Consider the following 23,391-nt stretch of genomic DNA (forward strand, 5'->3'; position numbering starts at 1 on the left):
TATTCGTGAATAGGATTTCATTCAGTAAAATAGAGCACAACGGCGCTGCGGAAATGATTCGTACCCTCGGCGCCTCACACTAATAAATAGGGGGCCGTTTCTCAAGATCCTAGATCGTATGGGACGGCCCCTATTTGCAGAATGATTTAATATAAATGTAAAGGAAAATGGGATCGATCTCTAAAACCTGTTATCCCGGGTGGGTGAGTTACTCTTTAACCGAACCCAGCGTAATCCCGTGGATGAAGAAGCGCTGGAGGAATGGATAAACGATAAGGACAGGCAGCATCGCGATGAAGATCTTGGCGGCATCGAGTGTCCGGTTGGACAGCTCCGACAAGCGACGGTACTGGTCCTCGGACATCGTCGATGGATCGACCGAGACGACGAGCTGCTGGATATACGTCTGGAGTGGATAGAATTGCTCACGGGACATGAAGATCAGACCGTACAAGAATTCATTCCAGTGATACACGATACTGAATAGCGAGACGGTCGCCAGCACCGGGACGGCCAGAGGGATGTAGATCTTGAACAGGATGTACCATGGTCCCGCGCCGTCGACAAGGGCGGCTTCATCCAGCTCCTTGGGCAGGTTGCGGAAGAAGTTCATCGTGAGGATAACATTGAAGACGAGTGTCTGCGCGCCGCCGACCAGGACAAGTGCCCAGATGCTGTTCAACATGTTGAGCTCTTTGACCGTCAGATACAGCGGGATCAGACCGCCGTTGAACAACATCGTGAAAATGAGAATCCACATGAACACATTGCGCCCCTTGAGCTCTCTCGCTGTCCGCGAGAGCGGGTAAGACATGAGCACAACCATGATAAAATTAAGTATAACCCCCAGCAGCACTCGCTCGGTCGATGTCCAAAAGGACCGGAAGAACTGATTGTCATTGAGAATCTGGTTATATGCGTTAAGATTGAAATCGACTGGCCATAGCCAGACCTTACCGGCCGCAGCGGCAGAGTTGGAGCTAAGCGAAAGGGAGAGCGTGTACCAGATCGGCAGGACGCATGATAAAGTAATGCCTATCAGGACTACAATCAGTATAATATCCGTCACACGGTTGCCGAACGTCCGGTCTCTGACCACGGTCAGCACCTCCTACTCTAGTTGGAATGGGATGAGTTTACATAGCTTTGCATCAGGATGAATCCTTAGAATATGCGATAGTTAACAAAACGGTAAGCCAGATAATACGAGACGGATATCAGCAGGAAGCCCACAACGGACTTCAACAGGCCGACGGCGGTCGCAAGTTCATATTGGAGGTTGAGCAAACCTGTACGATAGACCCAGGTGTCAATAATATCACCTGTAGAATAGACGAGCGGGTTGTACAGATTGAAGATCTGGTCGAAGCCCGCGTTAAGCACATTACCCAAGCTGAGTACCGTAAGCAATACGGCTGTCGTGCGGATCCCGGGCAGCGTGATATGCCAGAGACTTCTCCAGCGTCCTGCGCCATCGATGTTGGCAGCTTCGTACAGTGCCGGGTTGATCCCGGTAAGCGCGGCAAGATAGATAATGGTACCAAAACCGAATTCCTTCCAGACGTCGCTGCCGACTACGAGGAACGGAAACAGCTGGGAATCGGCAAAGAACAGTTTGGGCTGGAATCCGAACAAAGCAGTCAGTTGATTAACGGGTCCATTATAGGAGAAAAGATCTAGTACAATGCCCCCCAGAATAACCCAGGATAAAAAGTGAGGCAGATAGACAATGGTCTGAATCCAGCGTCTGAGAATCATCAGACGCAACTCATTGAGCATCAGTGCAAACAGCAGAGGCGCAATCAGATTGGCGACAATCTTCATGGAAGCGATGACAAGCGTATTCATGAAGACTTCCTGTGTATCCTTCAGCAAAAACATATACTTGAAGTGCTCAAGTCCCGCCCAATCCGAGCCCAAGATTCCTTTGCCTGGATTAAAATATTGGAACGAAATGATGATACCGAACATCGGGACGATGCTGAAGACGAACAGCCATAGAAATCCCGGGATCAGCATCAGATAATAATGTTTGGCGAAACCTTTCATTCGCATGACAGCACTCCTTTCCCCGAATCCTACTTCGAATGTTCCAGAGCTCCTGACAGGTGCTGGGAGCTCTGGCTATATGGTTCGTAATATGCCTTAAGATTACTTCACAAGCGCGTCCTTAACCTCCTGGGTAATCTGGTCGCCGCCTTGACGTTTCCAGTTCTCGACGAAGGAGTCGAATGTCTCCAGTGGAGCCGCGCCCATAATGATGCGCAGGAAGGTCTCATCCTCTAACTTTCGCAGATTCACCCAACGGCTCTCCATTAACGGCGTCTGCTCATACAGAAGACTGGGCACCTCCTCAAACTCGGTATCAACCAACGGCCTTCCGCCCACCATCATGGAGTACGCTCGTGTCCATGCTCCCCAGTTCGCTTCAGGGTTCCATGTTGAGAGATCCATAGAATCGTAAGGCTCGTTTTTGATCGTCTTGATGCTTGCGATATCCGAAGGCAGCAGTTTGTAAGCTTTGTCATTCGCAAAATCCTCTGCAGTTTTATTGCCAGCCAGCACATCACGGAGGGCTTTGACTGTAAATTCAATTTCATCGGATGGAGCGTACACCACGCGGAGCGGATAGTAACCAGGACCGCCTTTGCTTGGGTCAAAGGTGTTCTCTTGTTCGTTTTTAAACAAATTGTTTAGCAATTTCATCGGAACTTCCGGATGCTCGTAATCTTTCCGAACCACCACAAACTCAGTTGAAGGTGTAGCAGCATGTGGTCTAAAATCGCCATTTTGATTCAAAGGCAGGGCATAAGCTTGCCAGTTGGCTTCGGGATCATTTTTAACGGCATTGGTTAGCGGACCGTAAGCCATCCACCAAGGCGCAAAGAACATTCCGGATTTTCCGGCGATAATGGGCTCATCCGCTTTGTTACGAACACCCATCTCAGGGTCAATTAGTCCATTGGAATACAAATCTCTCAAACTAGCTAACGCCTCGCGAGTCTCCGGCAGGATTGACCCGTACACAGGGCTGCCATCCTCGCCCTCGAGCCAGTATCCAGGAAACGCGTCATGCGCGGAGAAAATGGGGTCAAAACCGTACAAATTGTTCTTCGACTCAAGGAAGTTGGCATACAGTTTACCGCCACTCTCCGGTCCGGTAATCCCAATCGTATCGCGCTGACCGTTGCCATCCGGATCATCTTCGACGAAAGCGCGGGCGACGGCCTCAAGTTCTGCCATCGTGGTTGGCGGTTCAAGGTTCAGCTTATCCAGCCAATCCTGACGGATCCACAGGAGGTGAATGCCGTCGGCATTTGCCTGCACACCCGGAAAGGCCATGATTTTGCCATCGAATGTAACTGCCTCCAAGGCAGCACCGTTGGTGTTTTCAATGATTGTCTTTATCTCCGGGGATGCATATTGCTCATACACCTCAGTTAAATCGGCAATTTGGCCGGCTTCGACCAATTGGCGCAGCTCAACGGCATTGACGACCATAGCATCCGGCAAATCGTTACTTGCAATGGCGAGACTAATTCTCTGTCGAAGATTCTGGCCGGAGGCAGCAAATTGATGATCGACGTCCACATTAAGCGCTTCCTTAATCTGACGAGTATATTGATTGTCCAGCGGCGTGTCGCCAGGCGGCAATTCATTATCGGTGGGATCGATTTCAATACTGATGCTGATCTGGACAGGTTCTTCGTAGCGGCCAAATGGATCAGCGGGTTCGCTTGATTCCGCGCTTTTCTCCGGTGCAGCCGGCGTGTTATTAGTTGTATTGCTGCAAGCACCAAGAACTAGAAAGCAGGCCAGTAATAGCGCTAACATTTTTGACTTGTTTTTCATAATTACACCCCTTCTATCAGATTGAATGGAATAACTATCCCTATGGACCATTTAACTGTAACACAATGAAACCGCCTTCAAGGATAGAAGGTGGTTTCTAAATGAGGGGGTCATATGTACAAAAATTTCCGGCTGTTCCGGGTGGTTGGACATTTCACCCACTAAGGAGAAGACATTTGTCTACCTGTGATTTTTTCATTTGAAAGATAATAGCTTAGGCACCTGATTTATTGAAATCTTTACTCAATAATCATTTTTATTTGTGTTATATTCTAGAAAGATTTTTCCACCTGTTTCTATTTATGCACGTCTTAGACCTGATTCAAAGAGAGGAGGAGTCAATAATCGATGGGGATGAAACGATGAAACCGGAAAAGAATTGGAAGTCCCGCCTGAAGCGATTGACCTTGAAAAATAGAATTCTTTTACTGTTCGCCGCAGCAACATTGATTCCTTTCATCTGCACCTGTTATCTTTCATACAACACCATTACATCCATTCTGAATACGAAGCTGCAATCCGGCATTCAAAGCAATTTAAAGCAGGTCAGATTGTCGCTTGAGAACACGCTGAACAATCTGAATCACGTATCCCAACAACTGTCCTTTAAAGGGAATGTCGGCAGGCAGCTTGAGATGTTTTTGATGGCGAAGCAGCCGTATGACCGGAGTTATCTGACGGATGAAATCAAAAATCAACTGAATCTCATCACATTCACGAATCCCAATGTCGGATTAACGCTGTATTATTTACGCGACGATCAGACCACTCTTTTTGAGAATACAGGCATGAAACAACCATTCAATGTCGATAACCTTCCAATCCTCGCAGAGTATTATGGCATCACCTATTTTGGACCGCATATCAGTCAAGATCGATTCAACAATCAATATGTGCTTTCCGCGTTGCGAAAGGTGGATTTGCCGGAGAGGGAGGATGCCTATGTCTACATTGAGTCCGGTTTCAAGCTGACGCAGAGCATTCTTGATTTGGATGAAGTCAGCAAGCATACCAATCATTTAATTCTGGACAACAACGGAAGAATTTCATACAGCGAACTTCAAGATATCTTTCCTGAAAATTCATTTTTTTCGGACTCATTATCGCCGTCCCTGGTAACAGGTATGACTTCCGATTATTATTGGTATCGACAAGTCAGCAATCAGGGCTGGAGCGTGGTTTCGCTTATTGCGAAGTCCGATTACAACCGCGAGAAAAATCGCTGGATGATGCAGATGCTGGGGCTGGCGTTGCTGTTCGCTGGAGTCAGTCTGATGATTGGCTGGCTTTTATGGAAAATGGTGTACCGGCCGCTGTCGCGCTTCCAAAAGGAGATCAAATCGATTGCGGGCAGCAATTTTAATGCGGCTGCCACGCAATCGCGCATCCCGGAATTTGAGATGCTGTTAAACCAATTTCAACATATGAAGGTTCAGATTGCCCAGTTGTATTCTGAAATCAAGGCCAAGGAAAAGCGCAGAGCGGATCTGGAGATCGAGAAGCTGCAGTACCAGATTAATCCGCATTTTCTGATGAATACGCTGGATACCGCGCACTGGCTTGCCGTTATAAACGGTCAGGAAGAGATCGACAGGCTTGTCACTTCGTTAAATAAACTGCTTTACTACAATCTCCGCAAAGGCAACAGTGTCGCCACGATCAGGGATGAGATAGATTCACTGAAACAATATCTCATTCTCCAGCAGATTCGTTACGATTTTCAGTTCGATGTCAATATTCACGTGGACGACGCATTACTTGAAGTGACAGTGCCTAGATTCATTCTGCAGCCGTTGGTTGAAAATTCGCTGTATCACGGGCTGGATGACAACGGCAGAATCGAGGTGGAGGTTCGAAAGAATGACAGACTAGAAATCGAAATTCGAGATAACGGTGGGGGGATCTCTGAGGAAACGATTGTGGCCTTGCTTGAGCAGGAACAGACTGAGCACCATCGAGTGGGGATGGGGATCGGACTGAATTATGTCAAACGAATGTTAGCATTTCATTACGAGGGGAAAGCGAGCCTGACGGTAACAAGCGAGCTTGGCAAAGGTACCCGCATCATCATTTCGGTACAAATTGAGGAGGGAAAATAATCGAAATGATCCATGTTCTCATCGTAGACGACGACAAGCTTGTACGTAAGGGGCTGATGTCCTTTTTACCCTGGGAATCGTTCGGAATGAGAGTTGTAGGCGAAGCTGCCAACGGGGAGAAGGCGCTCGATTTTCTGAAGGCGAATCGGGTAGACCTGTTAATGACCGATCTGGCCATGCCCGTGATGTCGGGCATCGAATTAATTCGGGTTGTACGCAAGTTATATCCGAATATCGCGATCGCCGTGTTGACGCTTCATCAGGATTTTGAATACATTCAGGAAGCGCTGCGACTGGGTGCCATTGATTACATTGCGAAGGTAGAGCTAGAAAAAGACCAGTTCGAAGAAGTGTTTCGTCGCATCCACTCGCGCATTGTGGAAGAGAAGCAGAAGCACAAGAATGAGTCGCATACGATAGCAGAGGTTTGTTTTTCCGATACGGTCTATGCGCTATTGACATTCCCGGATGAGCCATTAACAAGCAGTATGGTTGCGGATTGCGTTTCCTTGGGCTGGATAGCCGAATCGGAAGGATCTATTCTGATGTGGTTGACGGATCTTGCTAAGGAGGTTCAGCCTCAAGGCCATTACGAAGAAGACCCGTTGCCGCCGCTTCCAAACGGAACGCGCAGCTCCGGATGGCATATGGTACGGATACGGCATACAGCCGGTATATCTCCATCCGATCTGCATCAACGGATACGGGCTTACAGGAGCAGAGATTTTTTCTACGACTGCGACGGCAATGAGCCCTATCCGATTGAGAAGTCGGTCATGGAGCTGCTGGCAGAACATCCTGAACCGGGAGAAGAGGAGACGGACACTGTGAAGAAATTACTACACGCCTTCACATGGGTCCATGACGATGAGGCCTTTGATAAGCTTTGTAGTCGATTAAAAGAACTGCGAATGCCTGTCCCCAAGCTAATGCAGTGGATCTACGGATGTATGGTTGACTGGAATCGACTATATAGAGCGATACAACCTGATGAGATCAAGATGCCTGATACATTTATGTGCTGGGGCGAAGTTGCGGACTGGCTAAAACAATTCAGGGAAAAAGGGATAATGCGCTCAGGCAGCTTACAGCTGAGCCCGGAAGTGAGCGGCAGCATTATGACCGCGGTCAAGATCGTGCACGACGAACTGGAGTTTCCGTTATACGCCATCGATGTCGCGAAGCGGGTCAATTTGAGCCGAAGCTACTTCTATCAATGTTTCAAAGAAATCGTAGGCTTTTCCTTCAATGAATATCTGCGCAAGGTACGAATCGATAAAGCTCGGGAATATCTGGAGCAGACGGCCAGGCCAATTGTCTGGATTGCCAAGCAAACCGGGTACGAGGATGAAAAATATTTCAGCAGAACTTTTCGAGAGCAGACAGGCATGCTCCCGAGCGAATATAGACAGCAGTACAAGACGAGGTAATAACAATGGGAAATTATTTATCGTAACAGGGCAAGGGGGTCAGGGAAAACATATCTCATCAAGGAAGGTTCACCAATACGCTTGAAAACGGGAAACGATAGGCAGCCGATCACGTTGAGATCTGCTGCCTCTTGAATGTTGGAAAGAATTATAAACCAATACTTTCACAGTGGGGATAATTCTGTTTCCGTACGAACCTACATATTTGATTGTTTTCGTTTTATTCCTTGGAAAATCAGCATCAATCCCATTAAGAAAAATAAAATATTGACTGTACTAAAAGACTGAGTTCCTAAGAAATCCTGAATTAAAACATAAGATTGGATAACCAAGATAATGGATGCATAAAGAAAATACAGATTGGATTTGTCTTTAAATTTCCGGCCAAGCAACTTAATTAACATTGTAAATGCAATGGCATAAATGGTGATTATACCAACAAGAATAAGAGCTAAGATCGATAAGTTCATATCATCTGCCCCCTAGGTTTATTGTTGTTTGCATTTTAGCACATTATAAATTTTATTCATAACAGCGATCGCCCTAGATTGGCCGAAATTGCCAAGAACATGCTTTTTTAGCCGATACTTTCAAGAGAATGCAACCATGTCGTAAGATATGGAGAGGTTTTTTTGCATGGTTAACAAGAATCAACGATTCGTCGAAGTGAAGAAGAAAGCAAATGTATCTGTCCCTTGTGAATGACGGAGAGGTGATAATGCCAACTTACTTGAGCATAAAAAGTTGCGATACAAAGTCGTTGTTATTCTATACTTCGATTGAGAGGAGGGAAAGAAATGGATTGGCTTACGAGGATGAATCGGGCATTGGATTATATTGAAACAAATTTATCCGGAGAAATCGACCTGACGAAGATAGCAAGCCAAGCTTGCTGTTCGTCTTATCAGTTTCAAAGAATGTTCTCCTTCATTACAGATGTTACACTGGCGGAATATATACGACGCAGGCGGCTTACTCTTGCAGCAATTGATTTGTTGAATAGCGATTCGAAAGTGATTGATATTGCCATTAAGTATGGTTACGATTCACCGGTTTCTTTTGCAAGAGCTTTTCAATCGATGCATGGTGTCAATCCAACTACGGCTCGTCAAGAAGGAGTCGCGTTGAAAGCATATCCACGGCTTTCCTTTCTTATTTCAATCAAAGGGGTTGAAGCGATGAATTATCGGATCGAAACCAAGGAATCTTTCCAAGTATTTGGCATTGAAAGAGTGTTTCAAACAAGCAGTGATGGTGATGGACCGAGTACACCGGGGGGGATTATGGCAACAATGCCATGCCAATGGCGAAGTAGAGAGACTTACTGCCAATGCGGGTGAATTGCCCGTATATCTGAGTAAGGATTTGTATAAAGTCCATGCAGTGTGCAGTTATCGAAAAACCGAGAATGATACGTTTCCGTATATGCTGTGTTCATTTAAGAGCGATTCCAGTAAAACGGATGGATATTTGGAAATAACGATTCCTTCACACACTTGGGCTATATTCCCATCAGAGCTGTTTACATGGGAGCAATTTAATGACTCCATCGAGTCGTTATACCGCCGCTTTTATTCAGAATGGCTTCCAACAGCAGGATACGAGCAGGTCAATGGGATGGAATTCGAAGTTTATGGAGGCAGAAATGGTCTTAATTATGTAGAATTGTGGTTCGCGGTACGAAAAATCTCCTGAATGATGAAGTCAAACAGAGCGGGACAAATACCGTCTTTGGTTCGGTTTGAAGAAACATGGAAGAGTAATGGGACACGTTAGTTGAATAAAGAAGAGAAGGCAGCCGACCAATTGATCAGCTGCCTTAACCAGTAGGGGCAGTAGAGAGGAACCATGACAGGGGAATACTATGGGAATTTATAGATTAAGATAACGCTAAATGATATCTTTAGAATATCTAAACCATGAAAGGACAAAAACATGTCTCAATTCCCTACTTTAGACACGGAAAGATTTATACTTAGACAGATTAAACAAGATGATTCACAAGAAATATTTACGCCATAATCTAGGTGCTCAAGAAAAGAAGACGCAACTATTGATACGGGATTGTATACTTTTGTCGAGAGGAGGAATGCGTAGAAAACTCACTCTTGCCGCGCTCGAATTGCAAAATAACGAAGCGATTAGAGTGTCGATATCGCCATAAATACGGCTACGAGTCTTCGGTTTCATTCGCGTGGGCATTTTAGTCGCTTCATGGGATCACGCCGAATAGGGGAATGAGATAAGGGAGGGCGGACATGGAATTCATATTTATTCGGCACGGTCATGGAGAACATCTCAACGATTATCCAAATCGATTAAATACTCTGCATCCTAGTCTTACAGAATACGGAAAATTTCAAGTAGCGCAGCTACGAAATGAAATTATAATTGATCCTGGTGATTTAGTTCTTGTAAGTCCAACTCAACGTACAATGGAGACGGCAACTATTATAAAAAATGGTATGGACTTCATTGTTTCTCCATTGGTTGGTCCCAGAATGTTTCCTCAGAATACCGAACTTCCTTTTTTAGCATGTGATCAAATCCTCTCTAAAACTGAAATCACAAATCTATATGGACACACTGAAATTCTTGATTTCAATTTGGATTGCTGGAAAGAAGGGATTAATAGGATCGAACAAGATATTTTTGAAGGATATGCTAAGCGGTTAATAGATTGGATCGGGGAAAAGTATAGAAAAATATTCTTTATTTCACATGATGGTACGATAACGAATTATCGGATATTGCTTGGAGAAAAGGGATTGACCCGAAAAGATTTTCTGGGTGAGGCCGGGGTATATCGAATGAAGTTGTAGTTAGTAAAAGAGTCGGAAGGCTCACGTAAGGTTCCATGAGAGTTTAAATGTGAAACTTCACCTGGCTACAGAGGAAGGGGGCTAGCCGCCCCCTCCAACTGGATTCATCCTTAATCATTTTAATGCTGCAATTTCCGGAAGACACGATAGCTTCTTTGAGCGCATTCGGAGATGGCAATGGGGTGGAAGCCACTGACATCGGCATACAACGTATCGTTTAGCGGCGAGATCCACTTCGCAGGAATTGCTGTCGCTCCAAGCGATGCGCCAAGAATGGAACCGACGGTGGCGCCATTGCAATCGGTGTCCCAGCCACCAAGTACGGCTGTCGTAATGCCTTTCTCAAAATCGCCTCCGGAATGAATGAGCGCAGCCGCGCATAATGCAGCATTATTATTGGTATGAACAGGGTGATAGTGCTTAAATGCTTCCCATATTTTACTCACCAATGCTAATGCGTCTTCCGTTTCCTCAGCAATGTTGACAGCTAATGCGATATCTTCTGCAAGGCGGCTGTTTTTCGGAATTTCACTCAATCCGATCTCAACAATTCGCTTCATATCACTTTCAACAAATGCGGCGGCAATCATAGCCGAGCAAAACATGGCACCATAAATACCATTCTTCACATGAGAGAAGGAGGCGTCCCGCCAAGCAAGCTCAGCAGCAAGCTGGGGCTGGCCGGCAGCACCGTATGCATAGCCGTCCACACGGATTTGGGCGCCGATCCATTCGCGGTAAGGATTCAAATAAGAACGCCCCCAATGGATATGTTTCTCCCATTCATCGGGCTGATCGCCGCTAATATGTGAAGTGACACGAGCGAAATTAAGATAGGACTGCGCTTCAGCCGTGAATACCTGCCCGAAGGACAAATGACGATGCCACAGCTTGCCCACATCCCAGGAGTTGAAATCAAATCCTCGCTCCTCAAGCATGAGCAGACCAAGAACGGTATAACGAATATCATCGTCTGTTTCCATAAAGTGAATGTTTTCCCGGCAGCTGACCAAGCTGCTCCACCTTGCGATCTCGATACCGTACTCGGCTTCTGCAGTTGAATCGCCCGGTGTATAGTGGCAAATCGGCCATTGCCCTGCGCCTTCGAACCACAACTTGATATTGTGCCAGCCGGGTCTTCCGCCGGAGCCTTGCATGAAGGCAGGAGCTTCGAGAGGTTTTCCGAGCGCACAACCAGCCGAACGGCCAAGCCACGCACCATGAAATTTATCCTGCCATTTAAGTTCACCCCAGTTTCCGGACAGGATTCTCGGTCCATCCGGACGTTCGGCGCGAATGGCTTCCATTTCCGACGGCTCGATATACTTGAAATCCGCACGTGGTTCAAGTGCCATTAAAGCTTGGTACACCCCCATTAGCTTTGCTTCGTTTGTGCCGGCTGCTTCCAGACCTTCGGTCATCCCCATAACATGACAGCCTTCTTCTTCGCGCTGTTTGATTTCATCCCGAACTATTTCCCTCAGTCCAATCCATTTCGTCATCAAGGTTAGCCCTCCTAAAATCCATGTAATCAATTTATGCCTTGATTATAACCAGCCATGCCGGCAATGGCTTCTCAAATTATAAAAGCGTTATACTCATTTTTTGCTCATTCCGTAACCCCTATAGATTGCCGATAACGGACCGGAGACTGACCGACAGTCTCTTTAAAAACGCGGTAAAAGGTCGGCAAGCTTTGAAAGCCGCATTCGAATGCAATATCAGCAACAGCTTTGTCCGTTCCTGCCAATTCACGCTTGGCAGCCTGGACACGCAGCAAGGAAACATATTCCGAGAAACGATAACCTGTCGTTTCCAGAAATGCCCGACTCACGCGCGAGACGCTTAAACCAAGTTCATCAGCCAATTCCCCTAAGCTAATCGGCTCGTGGTAACGAAGCTCGACCAAAGCGGCCAGTGATTGCGCCTGGCGAACGGAATGTACCATATGATGACGCTCATCATCGGTCAGCAAACCGTCGTAATGTCGAAGAAGACGTCCGCATAGCTGAATGAGCGCGCTTTTGGCCATTGCTAAATAACCCGGGGACTTCTCCCGCAGCTCTTCCGCTATAGCCAGCACCCAAGGCGTAAGCTGTTTGGCGAGGGGCGAGCCGCCCATAATATGATTGCAAAAATGAGTGGAGCGATAGGAAAACGGAAGCAGCAGACCGGGCTCCTCCGCTAGCAGCAGCGCGGGATCAAAGTTAATAAAAAGATAGCGGCTCGGGTCGTCTGGGGCAGATTGGGCAATATGCCGTTCTTCATTATTGACCAGGAATAAGTCGCCAGGATTCGCTGCATATTGTTTGTTGCCAAAGAAAAAATAGCCCTTGCCTGTTAAACAGAGGCCGATCTCCAGACTTGCGTGCACATGAGGCGGCTGCCGATAAGTGGCAGGGGTCCATTCAAAACAATTGATAGGAATGGGATGGTCATAAGCAATATGAAGTTTCATTATGATCCAATGCCTCCAGACAATCATGAATTTATATGCTAAGTATATAGACAAGGGATGCCTGCAACCAGATACTGTTATGTGCTTTTTGCCTGGTGTCAAGAGGTGTATACGAAAGTAAAGACTAGTATATAGAACAGCGGGGAGCTTCTTTCTATACTGGAAATATGAAAGACTGCAGTACCATTTGCAGCAGAAACTAAACGAAATGTACCGGAGGGGTAAAATTTGAAGAGCAAAAAGGCACTTGTCATGATCTCCTTGACGCTTGCATTGGCGATTACAGGCTGCGGCTTCAAAACGTCGTCTGAGCCAAACCAACCACCTGGAAATTCCAAGGAACCGACCCAAACAACAGGCACTGGAAACAGCAATGATGTTATTGAGGTTTCAACGGTTTCGCCAAGCGATCCTTACTTGAAATTTGACGAAGGTGAAGACTTCGACAAGAACTCCGTTTATGACGCTTATGAACAAGATATCGGTGTCAAAATTACAAACAAGTGGATTGCAGATATCAGCCAATTTAAAGAGAGAGTAAAAATTGCGATCGCATCCAACGATCTTCCGGATTTTCTGCTTGTAAACGCCGCACAGCTTAAAGAGCTGACTGAGGCGGATATGATTATGGATTTGACAGAGATCTATGATCAGCATGCTACGGAAGAGACGAAAAAGTTTCTGACCATGGACGGCGGCATGCAAATGAAAACAGCGATGATCGACGGGAAAATGATGGGGATCCCAAGCTCCTACAACCCGTTCAACTATCAATTCTTGTTCGTTCGTACGGACTGGCTGAAAGAACTTGGCTTGCCGGAGCCTAAAACTATGAATGATTTCATTCAAATTGCAGAAGCGTTCAAAGCGAAGAATCCCGGTGGTACAAAACAAGCTTACGGTATTGCGGTCAGCAAGAATCCTTTTAGCACTGAGACAGGCGTTACCGGTCTGAGAGCGTTCTTAAACGGCTATCATGCTTACGAAAACATTTGGATGGAAGACGGAAGCGGCGGTTTGATGAACAGCGATATCCAGCCCGAGATGAAGCAGGCGCTTGCAGCGCTGCAGGATATGTTCAAAAAAGGGTTGATCGATCCTGAGTTTGCGGTCAAAGATTCGGAAAAAGCCGCTGAGCTCATCTACGACGGCAGCATCGGCATGGTATTTGGCGCTTCCTGGACACCGGCGCAGCTCGCGAAAGGAGCTGTAAAAGACGGCAAGGTTGTTCAAGAATGGGGAGTGTTCCCGATCCCTTCTGTCGATAACAAACCGACATTGAATCAAATTGGTCTTGGCGTTGACGAGTACTATGTGATCTCTAAAAAAGCCAAGCATCCGGAAGGCGTAATCGGTTTGCTGAACCAATGGATCGTTGTAGACAATCATCCGACAGAAGAGCAGAAGGTATACACGTATGGCAAAGACCCTGTGGAAAAAGGCAACAACTACTGGCTGCTTAACCCGCTTCGTGTAGGCAAACAGTTTGACAATAACGGCGAAATCCTGCCTAAAGCCATTGAAAACAAAGACGAAAGCATCCTTGAGACTGTAGACCAAAAAACGCGTTATGCACGCGCCATGCAATACGTTGAAGGCGATACAAGCATGTGGTGGGAATATGTGATCTCCGGTCCTAAGGGTGCCTTCTCTCATGTCCCAGAAATACAGAAGAACAAGCAATACCTGCAAAACAAATTCTACGGCGCGCCTACTCCGACGATGGCAGACCGTCAAGAAATTTTAACGAAGAAACGTGATGAAATATTTATCAAAATCATAATGAATCAAGTTCCCGTAGATGAGTTCGATACATTCGTTGAAGAGTGGAAGAAGCTTGGCGGCGATGAAATCACGAAAGAGGTTAACGAGTGGTATCAATCGCATAAATAGGATCTGTAGCGCAGGGAGGGATTGAATCTAGGCAATCCCTCCTTTTTTCAAGAGCAATCAGTTACTTGAATAAGGGTACGCACAGCATGAAAAGTGAATCAGCGAGGTGATGATATGAAGAGTTTGACGCGCTTGTGGAAGAAGGAATGGCCGCTTCATTTGATGCTGCTGCCGGGATTGGCTTTTATTGTTATTTTTAGTTACATACCGATGACAGGAATCATGATGGCTTTTCAAAAATATGTGCCGAATAAAGGGTTGTTCGGCTCCCCGTTTATCGGATGGAGGAACTTCCAGCTGCTAGTGGATTATCCGGATATCGGCCGTATTTTCTGTAACACGGTATATATTGCCGTAATGAAAATCGTTGCCGGTTTGTTCGTGCCAATCACCATTGCAATTTTGCTTAATGAATTGCGCAGAGAATGGATGAAACGAACGTTCCAAACCCTGGTCTATCTGCCCCATTTCCTATCCTGGGTGCTGCTAAGCGGTATTTTGGTCGATATTTTGTCTCCTTCCTCCGGCATATTGAACCAACTGCTTGGATGGTTCGGCATGAAGCCGATTTTCTTTCTTGGCGACAATAACTGGTTTCCTTACGTTATGGTCATCTCCGATGTATGGAAAGAATTTGGATTTGGGACCATTGTTTATTTGGCGGCGCTGACAGGAATTAACCCAACGCTATATGAAGCTGCCGAAATCGATGGCGCGGGCCGCTGGAAACAAACGCTTCACGTGACGCTGCCGGGCATGATGCCGATCATCGTTCTTATGCTTACGCTTAATATCGGCAATGTGCTGAATGCCGGATTTGATCAAATATTTAATCTGTACAGCGCGCCGGTTTATGAAAGTGCCGATATTATTGATACTTTCGTCTACCGCATGGGGATCCAGCAAGCCCAGTTCGGATTTGCCACGGCTGTCGGCTTATTGAAATCCATAGTATCCTTTATTTTCATTTCCGTATCCTACGTACTCGCCTACCGACTAGCGAATTACCGTATTTTCTAATATCGGAAAAGTCGGTGATTCAGAAAGGAGACACACCGTGGTCATAAAACCGTCATTCGGAAGAAGGGCTTTTCAAGTTAGCAATCTCACCTTTCTTGCGTTTATATCTTTTTTATGCTTAATGCCGATTATTCATATTTTGGCGATTTCCTTTAGCTCGGGTTCGGCGGCGGCAGCCGGCAAGGTTGCGCTGTGGCCTGTAGAGTTTACAACGGCGGCTTATGATAATGTCTTCGGCAAGCCTGAATATATTAGAGCCTTTGGCATTTCTATTCAGCGGGTTGTTGTGGGGACGGCATTAAGCATGCTGTTAACGATTGTTACGGCGTATCCTTTATCCAAGGACCGCAATACGTTTCGTCTAAGAACCGTCTATGCGTGGATTTTCGTCTTTACGATTTTGTTCAACGGCGGACTCATTCCTACCTATTTGACGATTAAAAGCTTGGGACTTATTGATTCTCTCGGAGCCCTGGTGTTTCCTATGGCGATTAACGTGTTCAACGTCATCCTGCTTTTGAACTTTTACCGCAATTTGCCCAAGGAGCTTGAGGATGCTTCACGGATAGACGGAGCCGGTCATTTTTCAACACTTTGGAAAATCTATGTTCCGCTATCGTTGCCCGCACTGGCGACTACGGGGCTTTTTACGATGGTAGGACATTGGAATAGCTGGTTCGATGGCATGCTTTATATGAATCATCCGGAAAATTATCCGCTGCAAACTTTCTTGCAAACCATTATTATTAAGATGGATTTCCGATTTCTTAAATCAGAAAATGTGGAACTCATGCTGCAGCTGTCTGACCGTACAAGCAGGGCGGCACAAATCTTCGTAGCGGCTTTCCCGATTCTTATTGTCTATCCATTCTTGCAGCGGTTTTTCATCAAGGGCATTGTGATGGGAAGTGTAAAAGAATAGACAAAGAAGGTCGTAGATCTCGGGCACAGGAGAACAAACGATGAAAAGTATATTCTTATTACAGGATTCCTCCATATTTAAAAAAATAATGGCTGCCTTTTTGGCAGCCTTACTGCCGCTTATGGCAATTACCTGGATGATGAATGAGCAAGGGGCCAATCATATTCGCAGTGAAATATCCGATTCGATTTTGAATACGACGCGGTTTTATTTAGACTCCCTGGATCAGGAAGCAGACCGCATCAGCCGATATTTGCCTAACTACGTCATGGACAGGGATTTAATGGAGGTGGCGGCAACAGGCGAGCAGATGAGCTCCTATGAGCGGTCGTATAAAATATTGGATATTCAGCACCGGCTGGATCTAATGAAAAATTCCAGTCCGTTCATTCGAGAAGCGAAGGCCTACATTCCGCTGATCGAGCGCACGGTGCTGAGCAACAGCTTTGAAACCAATCTGGATATGGAAGAATATGAAGCGATGCAGCCGGACAAGAAGCTGTATACGGAGCCCTTTATTTATTGGCAGGACCGGCTGTTTATTACGATGCAGTACCCTGCAAGCAAAAAGAACCCGCTCTATGTGGTAGGCGTAGAGCTCTCAACCGGCAAAATTAAAGAGACATTAGCGCAAATCGGCAATAGCAGGGGTGGCCAAACAGTACTGTTTAATCTGGAGGGCGGCTGGGAAATCCATAGCGGCTCCGACCTTGAATTGCATGATCTGATGAAGCAGCTGGCTTTTGAGAAGCAGGCAGCGAAAATAGATGAAGGCCATGATACGATTCATTATAAAAACAAGCGATTTCTAACCGTATTCAAGTATTCCAACCTATGGAATTCATACATGGTAACGAGCATACCGGAAGAGATGATTCTCGGTTCGCTCCAGGTGTATAAAGCTTTGTTTTGGTGGGCATGCGCGCTTGCTGTTTTAATTTTTTTATTCTTTACCTATTTTATAATCCGGTTAATCTACCGTCCGTTGTTAAAGCTGGTGCGTTCCTTCCGCCGCATGCAGCAAAACGAGCTGGAGCCGATTTTGATCGACCGCAGGCAGGATGAGTTCGGCTATTTATACCAGGCTTTTAACGATACGGTGAAATCTTTGAAAACACTGATTGAGGAAAATTATGAACAGCAAATTCGCACTCAGCGTTCGGAGCTGAAACGATTGCAATCGCAAATCAATCCTCATTTTTTATATAATTGCTTTTTCGTGCTTTGCCGCTTGATTAAATCCGATAGCCAGAAGGAAAAAGCCTACCAGTTCTGTTTGTACATCGGGCAATATTTTCAATTCATTACTCGTCATCATGATGACGACATCCCGCTGGAGATGGAGCTTGAGCATTCCCGTACCTATGTGGAGATGCAGTCGATTTGTTACGGGGATCGAATCCAAGTGCTGTTTGAAGTCGAAGCTCAGCCGATTGAAGTCCCCCGATTGATTTTGCAGCCTATCATTGAAAATGCCTATAAGTACGCCCTCGGCAATATGCGCGGAACGGGCGAGCTATGGGTGCACAGCAAGGTGCAAAACGATGCTTTATACATTTATGTAGAAGATAACGGCGAGTCCATGACGGACGAGGAGATTGGTGCGCTTGGCAAGAGGCTTCGTTATTCTACCAGCCAGATGGAGGAGACAACCGGCCTGCTGAATGTTCAACGCAGAATCCAGCTTCGTTATGGAGAAGCGTATGGGATTACCGTATCACGCTCTGAGCTTGGCGGGCTTCAAGCTATTATTAAACTGAGCATGAGCTAAGGAGGAAACGCCGTGTACAGGCTTTTAATCGTGGATGATCTGCCGATTATCGTTGATGGTCTTCTGGAATTGTTCGAGAAGACGGAGCATTTGAAGCTTGAAGTCATGAAGGCCTATTCCGGCGAAGAGGCGCTTGAGGAGCTGTCACATCACCGGATGGATATTGTGATTTCGGACATTAAAATGTCGGGCATAGAGGGTATCGAGCTGCTGCAGGAAATCAAATTGCAGTGGCCGGCGTGCAAGGTTATTTTATTGACAGGGTTCAATGATTTTCACTATGCGAAGAACGCCCTGACTTTTGGCGCATTTGATTATTTGCTGAAAGTGGAAAGCGACGACAAGATCATTCATACCGTTGAACGGGCGATAAAGGAAATTGAAGAGGAACAGGGTCAGGCTCAAATGATCCTGCGTGCCCAATCCAAAATGAGAATCGCGATGCCTTCTTTGCAGAAGGAATATATTTGGGGTTTATTACAAGGCAAGACGATGACGGGGCAGCAGCTTCGGGATGCTTTTGCGGAAATTGACATTCCCCTCGACGCATCGCTGCCTGTCTATTTACTGATTGGCCGGATCGATGCCTGGAGGGAAATGTTCACGGCGCCGGACAAGGCTTTACTGGCTTACGCTCTTCAAAATATCGGCGACGAGTATTTATCCGCCCATGTATCCTGCTTCTCCGCCGTATTTGATATGAACAAAATCGTATGGATCTTTCAGCCGAAAGCCGGCTCGGAGATAACGGCGGATACCGATACGATGGAATGGATTAGGACATACCGCTATGTGAGCGGCAATTTGGAGACGATCCAGGCAACCTGCAAAAAGCTGTTGAACCTCTCCGTATCTTTTCTTATTAGCAGCGAGGCTGTCCCATGGGATCGGTTGTCGGATCGTTTTCATTCGATGAAATACGGTCTTATGCAAGGCCATGGCTTGTTCCATGAGGTCATCATGACAGATCAAGAAATTCAGAAGTCCGAAGTCAAAGAGAAGTCCCGAAGCTATCATGACAGCTTTTTACATGCACGTGTACAGCTGCTGATGAGCTGTCTTGAAAATAATCACCGCGAGCAGTTTAATCATCTATTTGTTGAACTGACAGACATCTGGAACGATCCGGAAGCTCCCTATGAGCGCAAGGTTGAGTTGTACCATTTCCTGTCCGCGGTATTTCTGGCGCATTTGCACAAAAATAATGATTTGCGAGACTATATGAACACCCAAATTAATCTGGATCTGCTGTTCCGCCAAGAGGAGACCACATGGACGGAGTTCATTCCATACTATTGGCAAATGGCGGACTGCTTTTTTGAATGGAATGCGATTAGAGGAACTGAGCTGCCGGCGGAGGTCGTGAATAAGGTGCATCGCTATATAGAGGAGCATATTGCGGATGATATATCCCTAACCGCGATCGGGGATTATGTCAGCTTGAATCCATCCTATTTATCAAGGCTTTACAAGCAGATAACCGGAATCGGACTGTCTAAATACGTAAATGATTACCGCAATGTCTTTGCTAAGGACATGCTGCTCAATACATCCATGAAGGTCAATGAAATCGCCGCCAAGCTCGGCTACAATTCAGCACTTGCCTTTATCCGCTTCTTTAAGAAGCAAAATGATATGACGCCTCAGGATTTTCGTACGGCCCGCGCCGAAGCGATGCAGCAAGGTCAATAAATGTATATGGAATGTAAGCAATGATCTATTTTGATGTGCGGAGTCACCCCTTACAATGAAATTATGCAGCAATCGTATATGCAAGGGGGAAGAAACATTGAAGACATTAACGGCCGTACTATTAGGCGCAGGCAGTAGAGGAAGATACATCTATGGACCGTATGCGGAAAAATTTCCGAATGAGCTGAAGTTTATGGCAGTAGCCGAGCCGGATGATGAACGCAGACAACGTTTTGCAGAGATTCATCAAATCGCGGAAGAGCATGTTTATCATTCTTGGGAACAAGTATTCGAGCAGGGAAAAATCGCCGACGTGATGATCATCTGTACACTTGACAGCATGCATTATATACCGACATTGAAAGCGCTGGAGCTTGGCTACCATGTCATGCTGGAGAAGCCGATGTCGCCGAATGTGCAGGAATGTATAGGACTGGAGCAAGCCTCCCTTAAGCATAACCGTTTGCTGGTGGTCACGCATGTGCTTCGCTATTCCCCGTTCTGGTCGGGCATCAAGAGATGCATCGAGGATGGGGAACTGGGCGCCATCGGCACCATTCAGTTGACAGAGAATGTGGGTTATCACCATATGGTTCATAGCTACGTACGCGGCAATTGGCGTAATTTCGAGGAAACCAGCCCGATGATTTTGGCCAAATCCTGCCATGACCTGGACCTCATCTCCTGGCTGATGGATGAGCCGTGCACAGCGGTCAGCTCATTCGGTTCTTTGCTTCATTTTAAAGCCGAGAACGCGCCGGAGGGTGCAACGGACCGCTGTATCAATGGTTGCGAGGTGGAGAGGGAATGTGCTTTTTCAGCAATTAAAATGTATTTGGAGCAGCCTGCCGATCACTGGGCGCGCTATATGACGCACGATTTATCACAGGAAGGCATTATTCGGGCGCTTAAGGAAGGACCATTCGGCCGCTGCGTCTATCGCTGCGATAACAATGTTGTCGACCATCAGGTCGTCAATATGGAATTTGCCAGCGGTGCCAACGCTAACTTTATTATGTCGGGATTAACCCAGAGCGCAACTCGCCGTGTGCAGATCATGGGCACGCAGGGAGAGATCAGGGGCGACATGGATAAGGGCTCATTTACTTTATACCGCTATGCGACGGGCGAAGAGATTGAAATTAAATGCACCGTGCAGGGAGATGGCCACGGCGGAGGGGATGAGCGCATGGTGAGCTCCTTTCTCAAAAATGTACATAAGTTCGACTGCAACCCGTCACACGGCCTTACATCGGCAACAGCTTCCTTGCAAAGCCATTTGATTGCCTTCGCTTCCGAACGATCCCGTTTGCAGCAGGGCAGAAGCATAAAGCTGACCGAGATGTATCAGAAGGAAGAAGCGGGCGTTTAACTGTTGAAATCCGCAGAATTTGAATTATACCGCGAACTATTCGCGAGCAGAGAATGGAAGGGGAATGAGAATTTTTTGGTTTGAGAGCGATTTCAAAAGGGGCTTATGCCTGATGATCGGGAAAGGGGGGATCCATTCAAGTATTCATCACAATGTGATATTGATTTCAGGCATTTCTAACACATGAGACTAAAAAAGGAGATGACCCAGATGAATTCGAATATGAAATGGGGATCCGTCCTGCTGGCAGCCGTATTGCTGATGCCCCCGGTTTCTTCGGTGCAGGCGAAATCGACTGTTCCGGCAATGTATATTGCGCAAGCGGGAGCATCTTCGGCAGTGGATGAGACGCAATTCCGCAATCTTGCGGCCGGTCTCCCTTATGAATGGTCCGAGGAGCCAGAAGCGTCGCACCCTGACGATGGGTATAAGCTTACGGACGGAAAATACGGCACATTGGATATGAACGACCCGGCATGGGTAGGGCATCAGCGTGGAAAAACGCGGGAAGTCGTCTTTGATCTCGGTGAGGAAAAATCAATCGGAAAGATTACAGCGCACTTCTTCCAGGATTATCCTTTCCATTGGCGCAGCGCTATTTGTACGTTGTGACCTATGGCTTTTGATTTTAAATCGGTGTCGATTTTTGTAATGATCACAACACTAACAGTAGTCTTTAATTAAACGATATAGAAAATAGAGCGCTCGCATCTGGAGTTTGATCGTTTTGTGCAGGTACGCCTGGATACTTACAGTAAGTTTCATCGCATGCTCGATGTTCTCTAGTTCTAAGCGCGCAATGGATTGTTTTAAGTTGACGGTTTCCTCGGAATAAACAGAGCTCTGCAGTACCTGAATCATCCTAATTTTAAAAAGATGCGCTTCATTATAAAGACGGTAATCGTTATCAGGGTCTCGCTTAGCCGTGAACAGGCCGCTTTGCTCCCAGTAACGGATTGTCGATTTAGGAGCCCCCGTCCGTCTGGAAACCTCGTGGATGCTGAAATATGGGTTGAAATCGTGAGCTCGGTTACCTTCAGAGTACGATTTCAACTCCCTTACCAGTTGATCCAAACTAGCTTTTTCCCGATGCAGCATGACCTCTCAATCCCTGACGATCCACATCGCGTCGTCTAACTCGTTTCGCCCAAGACAGTGCATTACCTCGCTCGTTACATCCATACCGAATGCGGGAGCCATGGCTTGAATACATGCCAGATAAGCTTCATGCCGTTCTGTAAACATACGATATCCATTTGAAGATCGATCTGCAGGAGGCATCAATCCCTTCGCTTCGTAGTTCCGTAGGGTGCTTGCACTTAATCCGTATTTTTCTCCCAGATTTTTGGGACGATAGTCCAATGCTATCCCACCTTCGTAAAAAAATGTGCAACATTAAAACCATTGTAATGTTATTCTAGATTGCTTGTTGATTACCTTCATATTTATCTCTCAAACCTTTCAATTGGCTTTCATGTTATATGATGGAGATAATCCAGCTCAAGGAGGAATTTATATGACAGTAAAACCAGTATTCCGGTACGACATGACCATTGAGGAGATTGGCGCGGCAGGTAATCAATATATCGAATCGGTATGGAGAACATTATACGATACGATGTTAGATGAGTTAACGATCGCTTTTCGTGAAATCGAGGATGACGGAAATCCCTCATTCTCATCTGAAATTCGACATTCCTAGGGCACCTGTACTATATTCGCTGAACGAGCATGAGAGGGAACAAATCGCGCGAGGGATTCGACGAATCAAAGAATAATTTTACCTTCATCGTTTGGTTCCCTTTATATAGTATATTCATACCGGCAATGGACAAGGCTTAAGGTTAAATAGTGCATAATCTTACGCGGGAGGACATCGCTTCTTGAAATTTGAATTTGGACGTTGCTTGCTGAATGAACGATTGATGGAATCCGGAAAGTCAGCGGAATGGCTTGCCAAAGACTTGCTTATTAAACCGGAACGAGTTTACGACTTTATCGAAAAGACGGATTGTAATATGAAGTGCGACACCTACTGGAACTAAATAAAAAAGAGCCCA

The 23,391-nt window shown here is 46.2% G+C and carries 21 protein-coding genes and 1 pseudogene; 14 read left to right on the plus strand and 8 right to left on the minus strand.

Annotated elements, in window-relative coordinates; translation table 11 throughout:
• Positions 1–208 precede the first annotated feature (208 nt).
• The 3 genes from DP091_RS30055 to DP091_RS30065 form a co-directional block, all read right to left on the minus strand.
• Complete coding sequence (locus DP091_RS30055) at positions 209–1,099, minus strand: carbohydrate ABC transporter permease (RefSeq protein ID WP_113061690.1); 891 nt, start codon at positions 1,097–1,099, stop codon at positions 209–211.
• Positions 1,100–1,164: 65 nt separating this feature from the next.
• The gene (locus DP091_RS30060; RefSeq protein ID WP_113061691.1) at positions 1,165–2,055 is read right to left on the minus strand and encodes an ABC transporter permease; all 891 of its coding nucleotides are present in this window, start codon (positions 2,053–2,055) and stop codon (positions 1,165–1,167) included.
• Positions 2,056–2,151: 96 nt separating this feature from the next.
• A complete protein-coding gene (locus tag DP091_RS30065; protein WP_113061692.1) occupies positions 2,152–3,852 on the minus strand; it encodes an extracellular solute-binding protein in 1,701 nt (566 codons plus the stop codon).
• A 362-nt stretch (positions 3,853–4,214) separates the two neighbouring features.
• On the opposite strand from DP091_RS30065, the gene DP091_RS30070 reads away from it, so the two are divergent.
• Positions 4,215–5,951: a sensor histidine kinase gene (locus DP091_RS30070; RefSeq protein WP_113061693.1), complete on the plus strand. Its 1,737-nt coding sequence runs from the start codon at positions 4,215–4,217 to the stop codon at positions 5,949–5,951.
• A gap of 5 nt (positions 5,952–5,956) precedes the next feature.
• Positions 5,957–7,381: a response regulator transcription factor gene (locus DP091_RS30075; protein ID WP_113061694.1), complete on the plus strand. Its 1,425-nt coding sequence runs from the start codon at positions 5,957–5,959 to the stop codon at positions 7,379–7,381.
• A 197-nt stretch (positions 7,382–7,578) separates the two neighbouring features.
• Here the strand turns inward: DP091_RS30075 and DP091_RS30080 are convergent, their stop codons facing one another.
• Positions 7,579–7,851, minus strand: a complete 273-nt coding sequence (locus tag DP091_RS30080) for a hypothetical protein (RefSeq protein WP_113061695.1) — start codon at positions 7,849–7,851, stop codon at positions 7,579–7,581.
• Between the two features lie 327 nt (positions 7,852–8,178).
• On the opposite strand from DP091_RS30080, the pseudogene DP091_RS32495 reads away from it, so the two are divergent.
• Both DP091_RS32495 and DP091_RS30090 read left to right on the plus strand, forming a co-directional pair.
• Positions 8,179–9,076: pseudogene (locus DP091_RS32495) on the plus strand (AraC family transcriptional regulator).
• A 563-nt stretch (positions 9,077–9,639) separates the two neighbouring features.
• On the plus strand, positions 9,640–10,203 hold the full coding sequence (locus DP091_RS30090; protein ID WP_113061696.1) for a histidine phosphatase family protein: 564 nt from the start codon (positions 9,640–9,642) through the stop codon (positions 10,201–10,203).
• A 119-nt stretch (positions 10,204–10,322) separates the two neighbouring features.
• On the opposite strand, the gene DP091_RS30095 is transcribed toward DP091_RS30090, so the two are convergent.
• Together DP091_RS30095 and DP091_RS30100 are read right to left on the minus strand one after the other, a co-directional pair.
• Positions 10,323–11,705, minus strand: a complete 1,383-nt coding sequence (locus DP091_RS30095) for an ADP-ribosylglycohydrolase family protein (protein WP_113061697.1) — start codon at positions 11,703–11,705, stop codon at positions 10,323–10,325.
• Between the two features lie 107 nt (positions 11,706–11,812).
• The gene (locus DP091_RS30100; protein ID WP_113061698.1) at positions 11,813–12,661 is read right to left on the minus strand and encodes a helix-turn-helix transcriptional regulator; all 849 of its coding nucleotides are present in this window, start codon (positions 12,659–12,661) and stop codon (positions 11,813–11,815) included.
• 228 nt (positions 12,662–12,889) lie between these two features.
• Here DP091_RS30100 and DP091_RS30105 point away from each other — a divergent pair, with 228 nt between their 5' ends.
• The 7 genes from DP091_RS30105 to DP091_RS30135 all read left to right on the plus strand — a co-directional run bounded on the left by DP091_RS30105 (position 12,890) and on the right by DP091_RS30135 (position 21,943).
• The gene (locus DP091_RS30105) at positions 12,890–14,554 is read left to right on the plus strand and encodes an extracellular solute-binding protein (RefSeq protein WP_113061699.1); all 1,665 of its coding nucleotides are present in this window, start codon (positions 12,890–12,892) and stop codon (positions 14,552–14,554) included.
• 114 nt (positions 14,555–14,668) lie between these two features.
• Positions 14,669–15,574 (plus strand): ABC transporter permease, encoded by a 906-nt coding sequence (locus DP091_RS30110; RefSeq protein WP_181469963.1) that lies wholly within the window; start codon positions 14,669–14,671, stop codon positions 15,572–15,574.
• A 37-nt stretch (positions 15,575–15,611) separates the two neighbouring features.
• Entirely contained in the window at positions 15,612–16,496 is an 885-nt protein-coding gene (locus DP091_RS30115) for a carbohydrate ABC transporter permease (RefSeq protein WP_113061700.1), read from the plus strand.
• A 40-nt stretch (positions 16,497–16,536) separates the two neighbouring features.
• The gene (locus tag DP091_RS30120; RefSeq protein WP_113061701.1) at positions 16,537–18,267 is read left to right on the plus strand and encodes a sensor histidine kinase; all 1,731 of its coding nucleotides are present in this window, start codon (positions 16,537–16,539) and stop codon (positions 18,265–18,267) included.
• Positions 18,268–18,279: 12 nt separating this feature from the next.
• Positions 18,280–19,959, plus strand: a complete 1,680-nt coding sequence (locus DP091_RS30125) for a response regulator (RefSeq protein ID WP_113061702.1) — start codon at positions 18,280–18,282, stop codon at positions 19,957–19,959.
• A 97-nt stretch (positions 19,960–20,056) separates the two neighbouring features.
• Positions 20,057–21,331, plus strand: a complete 1,275-nt coding sequence (locus tag DP091_RS30130; protein WP_113061703.1) for a Gfo/Idh/MocA family protein — start codon at positions 20,057–20,059, stop codon at positions 21,329–21,331.
• 210 nt (positions 21,332–21,541) lie between these two features.
• A complete protein-coding gene (locus tag DP091_RS30135; protein WP_258394744.1) occupies positions 21,542–21,943 on the plus strand; it encodes a hypothetical protein in 402 nt (133 codons plus the stop codon).
• Between the two features lie 51 nt (positions 21,944–21,994).
• Here DP091_RS30135 and DP091_RS32195 read toward each other — a convergent pair whose 3' ends face one another.
• On the minus strand, positions 21,995–22,429 hold the full coding sequence (locus tag DP091_RS32195) for a MerR family transcriptional regulator (RefSeq protein WP_258394745.1): 435 nt from the start codon (positions 22,427–22,429) through the stop codon (positions 21,995–21,997).
• A 6-nt stretch (positions 22,430–22,435) separates the two neighbouring features.
• A complete protein-coding gene (locus DP091_RS32200) occupies positions 22,436–22,693 on the minus strand; it encodes a MerR family DNA-binding transcriptional regulator (protein ID WP_258394746.1) in 258 nt (85 codons plus the stop codon).
• A 154-nt stretch (positions 22,694–22,847) separates the two neighbouring features.
• Here DP091_RS32200 and DP091_RS30145 point away from each other — a divergent pair, with 154 nt between their 5' ends.
• The 3 genes from DP091_RS30145 (at position 22,848) to DP091_RS30150 (ending at position 23,376) form a co-directional block, all read left to right on the plus strand.
• Positions 22,848–23,033: a DUF6022 family protein gene (locus tag DP091_RS30145; RefSeq protein WP_258394747.1), complete on the plus strand. Its 186-nt coding sequence runs from the start codon at positions 22,848–22,850 to the stop codon at positions 23,031–23,033.
• Positions 22,990–23,109, plus strand: coding sequence for a DUF6022 family protein (locus DP091_RS32205; RefSeq protein ID WP_258394749.1), 120 nt, complete (start codon positions 22,990–22,992; stop codon positions 23,107–23,109). The genes DP091_RS30145 and DP091_RS32205 overlap by 44 nt, the downstream gene beginning before the upstream one ends.
• Before the next feature lie 105 nt (positions 23,110–23,214).
• Positions 23,215–23,376, plus strand: coding sequence for a hypothetical protein (locus tag DP091_RS30150; RefSeq protein ID WP_258394750.1), 162 nt, complete (start codon positions 23,215–23,217; stop codon positions 23,374–23,376).
• Positions 23,377–23,391 lie beyond the last annotated feature (15 nt).

The sequence above is a fragment of the Paenibacillus sp. MDMC362 genome, assembly GCF_003269305.1.
Lineage (GTDB): Bacteria > Bacillota > Bacilli > Paenibacillales > Paenibacillaceae > Paenibacillus_AQ.